Below are 14,244 nucleotides of genomic sequence, written 5' to 3' on the forward strand. Positions count from 1 at the left end.
CCGGCTCCGCTGCGCGGCCCCCAGTCGCGCAAGGAATAGTCCGTGAGGGTGATCTCCTGTAGGGAGCATTTACGTGAGGCAATGGCTATGCCGCTCGGGAACATCGCTTAATGAGGCAACACGGCAGCGCATTATGGTTGTCGCTCTGCCGTCCAGTTCGCAGGTTGGTGAAACCGGCGAGGAAGCCGGTTTCGCTGGCGACATCGTGGAGCAGTTCGGTGATCCTGATCCGCGGCATCAGTCCATCGATGCGGTTGCCCAGCGCTCTCGCCTCGGTGTCGGATTGGGTCCTGACCGGCGTGATCTGCAACCGGCCATCAACGAGCCGGACACCTTCGAGCCGACTGTTCGACAGGTCATGTGCGAAGCGTTTCAACCGTCGATCGAGACTGGCGGTCCGCTCGGCCAGCCAGGCGTCGGCGGATGGGGGCAGATTCAATCCCGCGACGATTGGCGCGCTCGCCTCGGCCGAGAGGAAATAACTGTCGAACCGGCGATAGCCCGAGGACCGCTCCACCCATATATCCCCGGATCGCAGCTTGTTGCGGAGGTGCGCCATCGTCGCGGTTTCATAGAGGCGACGGTTGATCCGGCCGTCCTTGCCCACCACCAGCCTGCGCCATTCCTTGCGGAACGGCATCGGTGCGTCGGCCGGTATGTCACGTTTACCGGAAGCGTTCAGATCGCGCAGCATGTCGATCGCCTTCACACTGGCGGCGCTGCCGCGCCCCGACTGGAAGTCCAGCACCTCGATCAGCAGCGGCGCGAACTTGCGGAGCGTCGCATATCTGTCTGTGGCGATGACCAGCGGATCCTGCTCGACGGTATCGGCGATCTCGCCCACCTGGCTCCGCGCCTTCATGAGGGCGGGCCATCCGACCGCAGTTTCCAGCGCTGCGATCGGGTCGCGATCGTCCTCGTCGGCCTGTGCGAGCGTGTCGATGGTGATACGGAACAGGCGCATGAGCCGCGCCACCTCGCGTGACGACGCGGTATAGCGGCGCTGCTGCATATTGGTGGCGCGCCGGAACATACCGCCGATGAGCTTGTCGGCGATGTCCAGCGCCGCGTCGATCAGTCGCGCTTCCAGATCGATCAGCAGCGCCGCGAGAATCGCGCGTCGCCGGGGCAAGGTGTAGCGCCGGATCAGATAGGCGGGCGACAGCCGTCCTTCCTGTACGAACTGGTGACGCCGGTTGGGATGGACGCCGGTTCCGGCGTCGTGAGAAATGCCGATTGCGCGCACGACGCGCAGGCGCTCGACGATATCGCGCACGCTGTCGGTCTTCGTCGCGGCCGGGACCGCCTTGAGCCAGCCCAGTCGTGCTCCGTCCTGTTCGTCGAACAGCGCATCGATACGACCGATCTGCACCAGCGACAGGTCGGCGACCATCCGGTGCGCGGCGTGTTTTCGCGCGCGGGCGCGGCCGGCGACCCCCGCCCGCTCGATCGTCGATGGCATCGGCAACAGGATATTGGCCGCACGCAACGCCTCGATGACGGCGGTTGCGATGGGGAGAGCGGCATCCGTCGCCGCAGCGGCCCGTTCGGCGCTCGCGATCATCAGCGCGATGTCGCCGCGCACGGGCGGACGAACGTCGAGGGACGCAGCGATCAGCCGGGCGTGATCGGTCATGGTTTGCGAGCGGATCGCGTAATCGGCGAGAAGGCAAGGATCGAGCGAGAGCTGACGGGCAACGAAGACGGCGAGCGCGTGTGGCACGCCGCCCTCGATCTGGATCATCTGCGCGAGCGTCATCCCGGGATAGCGGATCAACGTGAACTGCAATGCCATGCCCAGTCGATTGCGATCGTGGCGACGCTGCCCGATCAGGTCGAGGTCAGGCTTTTCGAGGGTGAAGTGCCGCGCCAGCTCGTCCGGATCGATCGGAATGCGGAACAGCGTTGCCCGTTCGGCGTCACTGAGAAGAACATGCTCGCGTGCTGGCATTGACCGTCCCTAAAACGTGCTTGGCGCACGTAGACGGATCGGGTTAAAGAGACGTAGTTTGTGGACAGGTTTTGGCACGCCGGCGATCTGTCGGCATGATCGTCCACAGAACGGCCGTTTGGGAGACGAGAGTTTGGTCGATATCTTGGGCTATGCGCGCGTCAGCACTGGCGACCAAGACGTTGCCGGGCAGCGGATGCGGCTCGAGGCGGCTGGCGCGATCCGCGTGTTCACCGATGTCATGTCGGGCAAGAGCATGGAGCGACCGGGGCTGATCGAACTGCTTGGTTTCGCGCGCAAGGGCGATACGCTGGCGATCGTGCGGCTCGACCGCCTCGGTCGCTCGCTCGGCGAACTGCTGACGACGGTGCATCTGCTTCGCGAGCGCGGGATCGCGCTGCTCAGCCTGGAGGAGAAGATCGACACCTCGTCCGCAGCTGGCGAGCTGATCTTCCACGTCTTCGGCGCCATCGCGCATTTCGAGCGACGGTTGATCTCCGAACGCACCCGCGACGGCATTGCCGCTGCACGCGCCAAAGGCAAATTGCCCGGACGGCAGCCGCTCGATGGCGACAAGGTGAGCGCGGCGCTCAAGCTGATCGCGGCGAGCGTTTCCCCGGCCGAAGCCGCGCGGCAGCTCGGCATCGGTCGATCGACCGTCTATCGCGAGATGAAGCGCCTCGGAATAGCCCGACGGGCATAATGACCTATGGCAATTTAGGGCTTCGATACGGATCGTACCGACCGCCCGTCCCGATAGGAAAGAATGGACTCCTTGCCATGATCCCAAGATGCATCATCCGGTTTCCGGGACATTTGACGCTGATGGCCTTGCTAGCCGTCATTGCTGCACCCTCTGCCGCGACGGAGAAGGCCGGCAAGCATCATCCGCTCAGCATCGACGACGTGCTCGATACAATTGCGATCGATCGCGTGGCGGTATCGCCTGATGGAGAATGGGTCGCCGCAGTGATCCAGCGTCCTGCCAGAACAGGCGAGGTATTCGGGCGCAACGCCTATGAGATCGATCCGTCCCGGAACGACGTCTGGCTCGTGTCCCGCCGCACCGGCGAACGGCGTAACCTGACCGACGGGGCTGCCAGCGCGGCCGGCTTTTGGTGCGCCACCTGGTCGCCGGATGGCCGCAAGCTCGCCATGCTATCCACGCGCCCCGAGGGTGCGGAGCCCCACGGCGGCGACAATGTTCGCCTGTATATTTGGGATCGTACAGCCGCGAAGCTGACCCGCGCCAGCGCCACTGCGATGATGACGCAGACCCGCTACGGTTCACCCATCGATGCGCTCGATATCCGCGGGGGCGCCGATCGCGGCACGATCGCGCAGACCTGCGCGGCAAATAACGAGAATGCTCCCTTCACGTGGCTGGACGGCCATCGGCTACTCGCCGTCACGTTGCCGGAGGGTCAGGTTTCTGCACTTCTGGACGAATATGGCAGGCCATTCGATCAGGCAGCCGCGACACGGCGCAGCCTGCGCGATGCCATCGCCCCAACGGTCACGGCGATGGGCAGTGGCACCGAGCGCATGCCTCATGACGATCAAGCCAATCGCGCGGTTTTGCAGGTAATCGATACCGATACCGGTGCCGCGACCACTATTGCAAATGTGGCGATCCACCCGTTCCAAGGGGCGCTTTCGGTGTCGATCTCACCTGACGGCCGTCGCCTAGCGGTTATGGCGACGACCGGTGCAATACAACCCGCCCGAGGGCAGCGCATCCCCCATCACGACGATGCTTGGCAGGTCGAGAAACAACTGGGTTTTATTGACATCACGGCAGGAGCAGCGGTGCGCTGGGTTAAGCTGTCCACCGCAGCCCGCTATCCACTCGAATTGCTCGGCTGGTCTCCTGATTCCGCCGCTGTCGCGTTCCGCGCCCGTGGGACGTTCGAGGACAAGACGTCGCCCCTTTTCGTCGCGTCCACCGACCTGACCATCGAGCGCCGGGCCGGATTGTTGACCGTAGGGACACCGGAGGCTGGTCCTTATCCTCATGAACCCGCCGCAGTCTGGACAGATTCGCGGCACCTGATGATCCGGGGGCGCGAGGCAGGGGCGGCCCGGGACGACTGGTGGCTGGCAGGTCCGGATCGCGCGCCGATAAACCTGACGTCGAATATGGAGCATCCCCCGGAAGCATTTCGACGAACGGTTGAGAACAGGTTCGTCGCCACCTCCGCTGCGGGTCTGGTAACGTTGGATCAGGTGAATGCGCGCCTGTCGCCAGTCGCAGGAATATCCGTTCCGGTCGGTGCTTCAATCGCCTGGCCGCAAGACCCGGATAAACCGACCGACACGCTGCTCGTGAAAACGAGTACAAAAGATAGGCAGATATTCGATCGCATCTCGCTGACCAGCGCGATCAAACCGGCCCGGACCATTATCCCGGCTGGAGCCGAGGTGCTGGACGTCGTCCCTGACGGCGTGATCTGGCGCGATCCGACGCAAACCGGCCTGTTCCTTCGCGAAACCGATCCCGATCGTGGCACGCGACGCGATCTGATGACACTCGATACGCACCTGGCGGCAGTAAATTGGGGTGAGACACGGATCATCGACTATATCATGGGCGATGGTCGGGCGATGAAGGGCGCTGTCATCCTGCCGCCCGGATACAAGCAGGGGCAACGTTATCCCACCCTCGTCTGGGTATATGGCGGATATCGCGTGTCTGGCGTCGGCGACTATTGGCTCGATCCGTACCTGCCCGGCATCTATAATCTTCAGCTCTATGCGGCGCGGGGTTATGTCGTGCTGGTCCCCTCGATGCCTCTTAACCGCATCGCGGCGAAAAACGACAGCTATCCGGATCTCGGCATCGGTGTGATGCCCGCGATCGACCGGCTAGTTGCGCTAGGGATCGCCGATCAGGCGCGCGTAGGTGTTATGGGCCAGAGCTTCGGCGGCTACAGTGTCTATTCGCTCATCACCCAGACCAACCGGTTCAAGGCGGCGGTCGCGATCGCCGGACTGACCGATCTTACCCAGCTTCACGATCAGTTCGACGCCGTGGCACGCGGTTATCCCGGCATTGAACATGAGAAATCCGCAAACTGGTCGATCGTCGAGGCGAGCATTGGCCTCGGTGTGCCGCCCTATGAGGATTACGCGCGCTACTGGCGCAATTCCCCGCTGGCCTATGTCGATCGTGTCGAAACGCCGCTGCTGCTGATTCATGGAGAATTTGATAAGCGCGGCGCACTGTCGCAGGCGGACACGTTCTTCTACAGCCTGTATCGGCAGGGAAAGACAGCACGACTGCTCCGCTACTGGGGCGAGAGCCACAGCCTGGCGCAATCGCCCGCCAACATTCGTAACATTTTCGACGAAACGGCCCGATGGTTCGATCGATATGTCCGGCAGAACGAACCGACCGCACACCTCGAGATCCCACCCGCTCGCTTGCCCTGATAAAGCCAGATCGCTTGGCGTTGTTTAGCGTAGGATCAGCGCCCTGCCCTCAATTGGGAATGATCGCAAGCGGGGCGATCACGGTCTGTGACGGAAAACCTCTCGACTGGCGTTGTTGGACACTTTCTCAATCCGACAGTGATTCTCGGACAGTCAGGCGGTCAAGATGCCCGTGCAACGCCGTGCGCGACGGGATCACCGTGCAAATGCGCTATGACTGGCTGAGATTCATGTGTTTTCCGATAGGTCCGCTTACGGGCGCGCTGCGAGACTGATCAGATGACCGGGAAGGGGTGATCGGGTCGTCTAATCGCGGGTCATAGTGCAAGCTCTTTTTGCGCTGGATCGTGTGCCGGGTGCAGGGTCGTCTTCGGGGTCGGCATGAGCCGCCGCATGACGGAGCTTCGCGGGAGTAGCCTTCCAGTGTGGACGCCGCACTCTGCTGAGACAGCGGTGCACCCCATCAAGCGGAATGGCTCGGCCCACGTCCCAGCAGGGACGTACCAGCGCATCCAGGCCCGGACGCGATCCGCTATTCAGATCAACCTTTAGCTCCTGCTGTCCGGTCGATCATCTCGCCGGATCGCATGCATGGTCAGCCGTCCGCTGCCGAAAGTAAGATTAAGCTGGGCAGCAAACGCTGTACTCAAAGAAGCTCTGACGCATGGCCAGCGTGAGCTCGTTGCGTACGTCCACCCCCTCGGAACATAGCGGTATCACGCAGACAAATTGCCATTTTAGGCGGTGTCTGCTTTCTTCTGCAGCGCAGATCACGACGTGAAGGAAAATCTTGTGGTGCGCCTCAGTGCTGCAATCGAAGCAATCAGAAACTGAATGCAGCAACAGGAAACTTCCCTCGAGAGACGCCGTTGTCGTGCGACCTGGGTAGCTCTGCGGGTCATGCCGCATGAGGTCCAGGTTCGTGCGTGGCTGCGACGGGCGCGGGTCATCGCCGAGGAGGCCGACGACGTCGTGCAGGAGGCATACTGTCGCTTGGCCATGCTCGACGACGTCGATCACATCGAGCAGCCCGGGGCATACTTCTTCTCAATCGTCCGAAACCTGCTCGTCAGGCGGCGGAGGGGTGAGAACGTGGTCTCGCTGGAAAGCATTGCCGTGATCGAGACGCTGCCAGACCCCAATATCAGCCCTGAGCTCGAGGTCGCAGCGCGGTTGGATGCGGAGCGCATCCGTGGCTTTATCGGTCAACTGCCTGATCGCTGTCGCCGCATCGTCGAGATGCGCAAGCTGGAAGGTTACTCGCAAGCCGAGATCGCTCGCCTACTGGGGATCACCGAAAGTGTCGTTGAGAACAACGTGTACCGCGGCGTCAAGGCAGTGGTGAAAAGGTGGCAGCTTAAGAACGAAGAAGTGTCCGATCGCTTGAAATTGTTTGAAGCTGAAGTGAAGGAAAGGTCCTGATGAACGTGGACAAGATACTCCTGCGAGACGACGCGGCCCGTTGGGTCGCCCGCATGGACCGCGCCGACTGGAACGAGGATGGCGAGGCGGATCTGGCCGCCTGGCTGGCGACAAATCCACGCGCGCAAGGCGAACTGCTCAGGGTGCAGGCCGCGTGGATATCCCTCGATATGGATGCCATCGTGCCGGCGCAGCAGCGGCAGTCCCGTCCGATATCCATGCTGCGGCGGCGTACGGTGCTGGCCGGCGGCGCGGCGGCGATGGCAGCTTCATTGGCGGGCGTACTCGTCTATGATGGGAAGGCCGAGCAGTACGATACCGAAGTCGGCGAGATCCGGCGGGTGGCGCTGGCCGATGGTTCGACCGCCGCGATAAACACGGATAGCAGCATCGCGGTAAGGATCGACAAGCGGCTCCGGACCGTGCGCCTGAACACCGGCGAGGCGTGGTTTCAGGTGAAATCCGACCGGGCGCGGCCTTTCGTGGTCGAAGCTGGGCCGGTTCGGGTCCGGGCGGTGGGCACCGCCTTTTCCGTCCGCCGGATGGAGGGCGGCGCCGAGATCGTCGTCACGGAAGGCGTCGTCGCGGCCTGGACCGACGAGAGCGCCAACGAACCTGTCAGCGCGCACGCGGGCATGCACCTGTTCGTGCCGGACCGGCCGGGGCCGATGCGACCCGTCGCGGTGGAAGCGACAGACGCCGGCCTGCTTTCGTGGCGTAGCGGCCAGATCGAACTGACGGCGCGCCCGCTGGACCAGGCCGCTGCGGAGTTCAACCGCTACAATCGCCGCAAGATCGTGATCAACGATCCCGCAATCGCCAAGGAGCAGGTGGACGGGATATTCCGCACCGACGATCCCGAGGGGTTCGCCACCGCCGTACACCACGCGCTGGGCGTGCCCTTGAACATCGGCAGCGGCGAAAAAATCACGCTTGGAAAAAATCGGGAACAAATGTGACGTTTCGATGAAGGAAACTCATCCGGTCCTGCTCAGACGTGGCAGAGGGCGTCGATAGGGGGCGCCGCCAGGGTCGTTACGGGGGGTTTCACATGATCGTGAAGAACAGTCGCTATGCATTGGCCGTATTGGCCGTATCCGCTCCATTCGCCACGCCTGCCATGGCGCAGCCGCGTTCCTTCAACATTCCGTCCCAACCGGCCAGCGCCGGTATCCAGTCGTTCGGTCGCCAGGCCGGGGTGCAGGTGCTGTCGGCGCGCCGGGACATCGTCGACAAGCGCACCAACGCCGTGCGCGGACGGATGGAAGTGGCCGAGGCCTTGCGGCAGCTGCTTGGCGGCACGGGGCTGACCGCCCGGCCAACCGGGCCGAGCACCTATACCGTCTTGCGCGCAGGCCTGATGGCGTCGGCCTCGTACATGCAGGATGCGAGCGGCGCATCGGCGGCACCTGCGGCGCGTGCCGAGACGGAAAGCTCAAGCGGCGATGAGGACATCATCGTCACGGCGCAAAAGCGTCCCGAAACCACTTTCGAAGTTCCCATCGCGATCAGCGTGAAGGGCGGCGAGGAAATCCGCAAGCGCAACGCGCAGACCATCACCGACCTTCAGTACACGGTGCCAGGTCTCTCGATTTCCGAGTTCGGTCCCGGATCGCAGCGCATTCAATTTCGTGGCGTCTCGTCCGGCAGCGGTCTGGCGCAGATCGGCATCTACATGGACGAAATCCCGCTCAACACCGAGCAGCCGGACCAGGGGCCGGACACCCGCCTGATCGATATCGCCCGCGTCGAGCTGCTGCGTGGTCCGCAGGGCACTCTGTACGGACAAGGCGCGATGGGCGGCACCATCCGCTATATCACCAACGATCCCGATCCGAGCCAGGCGAGTGGCTCGGCCCTGGGCGAAGTGAGCGCCATCGACGGCGGTGGGATGGATTGGCGTGGCGAAGGCGTGGTCAACGTACCGGTGGTGGAGGATCGCGTCGCGGTTCGTGTCGCCGGTGGCTACACCCGGCTGAGCGGGTGGATCGACAACGTCACCACCGGCGAGGAGCGGATCAACCGCGGCAAGAGCTATCTGGTTCGCGGAAAACTGTTGGCCAAGCTGAACGAGGATCTGACCGCCACCTTCATGGCGTCACACCAGAAGTTCTCAGCGGGCGCCAACAACGTCGCGGATGACAATCAGGAGGTCGAGATCGCCGGCCCCACTCTGGAATCTGTTCGCATCAATCTGTTCAGCGGTGTGCTGAAGTATGATCTTGGGCCCGTGACGCTGGTCAGCGCCACGAGCTGGCAGGATCGCAAGGGCGTCCAAATCGCGGATGCCACCTCCAGCCTCGCGCCCATTGTCGAACTAATACAGGGGCTGGTCCCCGGGACGATCCAGTCCTTCTTCGTCGACAACAACAACAAGTTTCGCGCATTTTCTCAGGAACTTCGCGCACAGTATGACGATGGTGGCCGCTTTAAGGGGATTGCCGGCGTCTACTATCGCAACGCCAGAAGCGGAAGCCAGAGCGCGGAGCGGATCACCTCGTCCATGGCGTTTGCTCCGGGCCTGCTGTCAAGCGAGCAGAGCGTGGGATCGAAATCCTGGGCGGTTTTCGGCGACTTCACCTATGGTGTCCTGGACAATCTCGATCTGAGTGTCGGGCTTCGCTACTTCGAAGATCAACGCGACTTACTCAGCACCAGCAGCACGTTTTACGCCCCGACCAGAGATCAGGGCAAGGACACTTTCACCGCCTTTACCCCTAAGTTCAACGTCGCCTGGCAGGCTAGCGATATGCTGAATGTCTACGCCACCGCGTCCAAGGGCTTTCGCAGCGGCGGCTTCAACAACACGTCGGTGGGGCTCGGCCTGATCACCGTCCCTCCCTCGTACGATCCTGACTCGGTGTGGACGTATGAGCTTGGCGCCAAGTTCCAGACGCCTGGAAACCGGCTGACCGGCGAGGTGGCGGTGTTCCGCAACGTCTGGAGCGATATCCAGGCCCTGGCGTTCGCGCCCGGACAGGCGTTTTCCTATACCGTCAACGGCGCGAAGCTGGCTGGATATGGCGTCGATGCGCAAGTGTCGTACCGGCCCATTTCGCCCCTGACGATCACCCTGACCGGAGGCTGGAACAGCACGAAGTACAAGAGCACGACGCCGGAACACTTCGAGGGCGATCGCGCAGACTATGCTCCGCGTTATTCCGGGTCGGCATCGGCGGAATACCGCTTCGACCTCGCCAGCATGCCCTCCTTCGCGCGGATCGACTACCAGTTCGCTGACGGTATCCAGGTGTTCTTCCGCAATTTCCAGACAGTGCCGGCCAGGGCGGACACGCAGCATTTCCTGAACTTCAACCTGGGCACCGATGTCGACAATTGGTCCTTGCAACTGTTCGTGAAGAACATCCTCAACGACTACAGCGTGACGTATCCAGCATTCGGATCGTTGCCCTATCCAGGACGCCCGATCCCCCGCACGTTCGGCGCGCAAGTGCAGACCCGTTTCTAAGCGCTCCTGAACCTTTTACGTCATCCAGCCTTGGGAATGAGAATCCTCATGCGAACCCGTGCCTATCGCCGTCTGCTTACCGGCTTCTGCGCCATCGCCTTGTCGCCTGCAACGTCCTTTGCGCAGGCGCCACAACCACAAGCCTCCCGAGATGCGCCGGCATCCCCGGCGAGCAGCGAAATGGAGGCTCGATACAGGCGAGCCGCCATCTTCGCGGGCGGCGAGAACGAGTTCACGCTGAACAACCAGGTCGTGCCGACCTGGATCGGCGACGAAGATCGCTTCTGGTACTGCAGGGAGAACGGCAAGGGGTGCACGTATACGCTGGTGGACGCACGCACCGGGCAGAAGCGCGACTTGTTCGATCATGCGGATCTGGCCGCCAAGCTCTCCAAGCAGAGTGGCAAGATCTTTCCTGCGGCCGACATGGGGCTGGATGATCTGAGTGTCGCCAAGAATGGCGTCATCACGTTCTCGGCACTGCAGAAGCGGTACTCCTACGATGCCAAGCGGACGTTGAAGGAGATCCGTGCGGCCGATCAGGTGCCGCCAGTCCGGTCGCCTGACGGAACGCGCGAAGCGTTCGTGAAGGACTGGAACATCTGGATCCGCGATCTGAAATCCGGTTCCGAGAAGCCGCTGACCACCGATGGCTCGGAGCATTTTGCTTACGGAGTGGGGCCGGCGGCCTCACGCGCGCTCGTTTGGGGGACGGAACTGCGCTGGTCTCCCGATGGCAAGCGCGTGTTCACGGTGCAGACCGACGATCGTCAGGTCGAGGTGGTCCCGTATATCCAGTACGCGCCGGACAAGGGCGTGAGGCCGGTCGCCTTCAGCATGCCTTACGCCTTCCCGGGCGACGCCTATGTGCCGATGTTCCGGTTCGCGGTCATCGAGGTGGAAAGCGGCAAGCAGACTCCGCTCAAGTATCAGAACGTGCCGGCCACACGCATGCTGGACGCCCCCTTCAACGGTGCGCGCGCCTGGTGGAGCGGCGACGGCACCAAAGTCTACTTCGTCGACATCGAGCGTGGCGAAAAGACCGTCCATCTCATCGCGGCGGACGCTGCGACCGGCGATGCCCGCGAAGTCTTCCGCGAGAGCAACCCGGCCGGGTATGTCGAATTGTCGGACAACGTCTATGGCGCCGCGTCGATCGTGCCGCTGCCTTCGCGCAATCAGGTGATCTGGTACTCCGAGCGATCGGGCATATCGCAGCTGTATCTCTACGATCTTGCCACGGGCGCAGTCGTCCGCAAGCTGACCGACGACAGCTACGGCGTACGCGACATCATCAGCGTGGACGAAAAGCGCGGCGAAGCGATGGTCGCGATCTCTGGACGCGATCGAGCCAAAAACCCGTACTATCTCGAAACCATGCGCATCAATCTGGACACGGGCGCGAGCGAAGTGATCAGCCACGGCGACGACAGCCGCGTCGTCGCATCAGATTCGCGGTTCGGCACGTCTTTCGGGCTGCTCGTCGCGGGTGCGAAGCGGGGCAGCGGTGTCTCGCCAAGCGGTAACTACTGGGTGGAGACTCGCCAGCGGATCGACCGGCCCGGCGTCAGCGTCATCCGCTCGCGCAACGGAGACGAGGTCGCCACTGTCGAGACTTCGCGCCTCAATGGGGTGCCGACCGGCTTCCGGTTGCCCGAGCCGGTCCTGCTCAAGGGCGCGGACGGGGAAACGGTGATCCAAGGCGCGATCATGCGCCCGAGTGACTTCGATCCCAATCGCAAATACCCCGTCATCGACCTGATCTATGGCGGGCCGCAGGTGGCTAACGTGCCGACCGCTCTCGAGGGGAACGCGACGCTGGCGCTTCCCTTGGCGGAACTGGGCTTCATCGTCGTCATGATCGACGGTCGGGGGACCACGGGACGCACGCGGGCCTTCCATGAAGCCTCCTACGGCGCCGCGCAAAAAGCCAGCAACGTGGAGGATCACATCGCCGGCATCCGCCAGATGGCGCAGATGTATCCGTACATGGATCTCGATCGCGTGGGCATCACCGGGTTTTCCGGTGGCGGCTACATGAGCGCCAGCGCGCTGCTGCGCTATCCGGACTTCTTCAAGGTCGCGGTCGCGGGCGCGGGCAATCACGATCAGCGCGATTTCTGGCACGGCTGGGGTGAGCGCTATCAAGGCTTGATGGAGGGCGACAACTATCTGCCGCAGGCCAACCTCACCTATGCCAAGGACTTGCGGGGCAAGCTGATGCTTTATCATGGCCTGATGGATACGGGCGTGCAGCCCGGCACCGTGTTCAACCTGGTCCAGAAGCTGGAGGACGAGAACCGCGACTTCGATCTGGTTATCGCACCGCGGGCGCCGCACGCGTATACCGGATACGGTCAACGCCGAAGCTGGGACTACTTCGTCAAGAACCTCGCCGGCGAAACGCCGCCGAACCAGTTCAAGCTCGTCAATGCCTACGACTACCGCATTGCCGAAACGAAGCGGCGCATGGGTGAAGGCGCTGCAGAAACAGAGAAGGCGGCCACTCAGATCAAGACGGAAAACGATCCCGTGGCGAAGGACGCCGGGCAGTGAGACATCGCCGCCCGTTGGTCACGATCGTCATCGCGATGGGAGCGCTGTTGTCCTCTGCGGCGGTCGCGCGCAGGCCCGCTGCGCCGAAAACGGCCGTTGCCTTGGAAACCGAGGCGGGCGTCATCGTCATCGCCATCCAGGCAAAGGAGGCGCCCGCATCCAGCGGCGCCTTCCTCGCCCAGGTGAGGGGCGGTCGGTACGATGGAGGCAGCTTCTTTCGCACGGTCCGTCCGGATACGGACACGTCGCAGATCCCCATTCGGGTGATTCAAGGCGGCACCAGGGATGACGGTGTGCCGCTTGCCGAAGCTCCCATCGCTCACGAGGATACCCGCCGCACCGGGCTGACGCATGTCGACGGAGCCGTGTCGCTGCCACGGGCAGGCATAGGCACCACGACCGCGACCTCCTTCTTCGTGTCGGTGGGTGCGCAGCCGGCACTGGATTTCGGCGGCATGCGCAATCCCGATGGGCAGGGTTTCGCGGTGTTCGGAAAGGTGATCTGCGGCATGGATGTGGTGCGCGCGATCCAGTCTCGTCCGACCAGCGCTTCCAGTCCTTCTCCGGCTATGCAAGGGCAGATCCTCGAGGCCCCGGTGCGCATCTTGCGAGCCAGGATCACGCAACCGCGCTGCGCCAAGCGCGGCTGAGCGATCGTTACGGCAATAGGCAGCGATGGTATCCCGCGGCTAGCTCCGCCGAGGCATGGATCAGGTGTTGTTCGATGATTGATGGACTTAAGCGCGTGGCTCGACGGATGCGGCGCCCACTGGCGGCGAGTGCATTGTCGCTCGGCACGGCAATGACTGTGAGTGCCGCGCTCGCGCAGCCTTCAGCCTCGGTGCCGGGCACCGCGGCGACATCGGCTACCTCGTCCCGGGCATTGCAGACGGTCGTGCAGGACCATTGGCGTTGGTGGCTGTCGGAGAACCCTTTCGAGGCCACCTCGCTGGGTGTCCGGGATTACGACGACCGGGTGCCGGACGTCAGTCTCGCCGCGGCGGACCGTCGCGCTGCAGCGGCCCAGCGGTTCCTCGACAGGCTCGAGGCGATCCCCGACGCGACGCTCGGCGAAGAGGAGAAGGTCGACAAGGCCGTGCTGACGTGGGCGTTGACGCGGCAGATCAACGCCAACCGGTTCGGCCAGCGCACGATGCTGTTCTCCTCCTACGACAGTTGGCCGCAGAGTTTCGCCAATCTGGCCAACGGGCTGCCGTTCTTCACGCGCCGGGATTACCGATCCTACCTCGATCGGCTGGCGCAATATCCTCGATACAATGAGCAGGCGATGGTGTAGAGGGCGGTGACAAACCAGGCCAATGGAACGCCAGCGATTTGCTGAGCGTGGCGGTTTAAAAACCAGCCATCGGATAGGTTGCTCCTTTTAAGGGGGGTGGCCGGGGATGTTTGCCGT

9 protein-coding genes are annotated in these 14,244 nt (G+C 63.0%); 8 read left to right on the top strand and 1 reads right to left on the bottom strand.

The window, feature by feature from the left end:
* Positions 1 to 85: 85 nt before the first annotated feature.
* Positions 86 to 1,951 carry a DUF4158 domain-containing protein gene (locus tag HHL08_RS24370; RefSeq protein WP_169575468.1) on the bottom strand — a complete coding sequence of 622 codons (1,866 nt, stop codon included), beginning with the start codon at positions 1,949 to 1,951 and terminating at the stop codon, positions 86 to 88.
* A 133-nt stretch (positions 1,952 to 2,084) separates the two neighbouring features.
* Between HHL08_RS24370 and HHL08_RS24375 the strand changes: the two genes are divergently transcribed.
* From HHL08_RS24375 to HHL08_RS24410, 8 genes are all read left to right on the top strand, one after another.
* Positions 2,085 to 2,654, top strand: coding sequence for a recombinase family protein (locus tag HHL08_RS24375; protein ID WP_169575469.1), 570 nt, complete (start codon positions 2,085 to 2,087; stop codon positions 2,652 to 2,654).
* 122 nt (positions 2,655 to 2,776) lie between these two features.
* Positions 2,777 to 5,383, top strand: coding sequence for a S9 family peptidase (locus HHL08_RS24380; RefSeq protein WP_235955290.1), 2,607 nt, complete (start codon positions 2,777 to 2,779; stop codon positions 5,381 to 5,383).
* Positions 5,384 to 6,283: 900 nt separating this feature from the next.
* A complete protein-coding gene (locus tag HHL08_RS24385; protein ID WP_169575471.1) occupies positions 6,284 to 6,805 on the top strand; it encodes an RNA polymerase sigma factor in 522 nt (173 codons plus the stop codon).
* Positions 6,806 to 6,858: 53 nt separating this feature from the next.
* Positions 6,859 to 7,764, top strand: a complete 906-nt coding sequence (locus tag HHL08_RS24390; protein WP_169575472.1) for a FecR family protein — start codon at positions 6,859 to 6,861, stop codon at positions 7,762 to 7,764.
* Positions 7,765 to 7,856: 92 nt separating this feature from the next.
* A complete protein-coding gene (locus tag HHL08_RS24395; RefSeq protein ID WP_169575473.1) occupies positions 7,857 to 10,274 on the top strand; it encodes a TonB-dependent receptor domain-containing protein in 2,418 nt (805 codons plus the stop codon).
* A gap of 48 nt (positions 10,275 to 10,322) precedes the next feature.
* Entirely contained in the window at positions 10,323 to 12,830 is a 2,508-nt protein-coding gene (locus HHL08_RS24400; protein ID WP_169575474.1) for a S9 family peptidase, read from the top strand.
* Positions 12,831 to 12,844: 14 nt separating this feature from the next.
* A complete protein-coding gene (locus HHL08_RS24405; RefSeq protein WP_206378083.1) occupies positions 12,845 to 13,480 on the top strand; it encodes a peptidylprolyl isomerase in 636 nt (211 codons plus the stop codon).
* Between the two features lie 74 nt (positions 13,481 to 13,554).
* Complete coding sequence (locus HHL08_RS24410; protein WP_169575475.1) at positions 13,555 to 14,127, top strand: DUF885 family protein; 573 nt, start codon at positions 13,555 to 13,557, stop codon at positions 14,125 to 14,127.
* The last annotated feature ends 117 nt before the right edge of the window (positions 14,128 to 14,244 follow it).

Source organism: Sphingobium psychrophilum, assembly GCF_012927105.1.
Classification (GTDB): Bacteria; Pseudomonadota; Alphaproteobacteria; order Sphingomonadales; family Sphingomonadaceae; genus Sphingobium; species Sphingobium psychrophilum.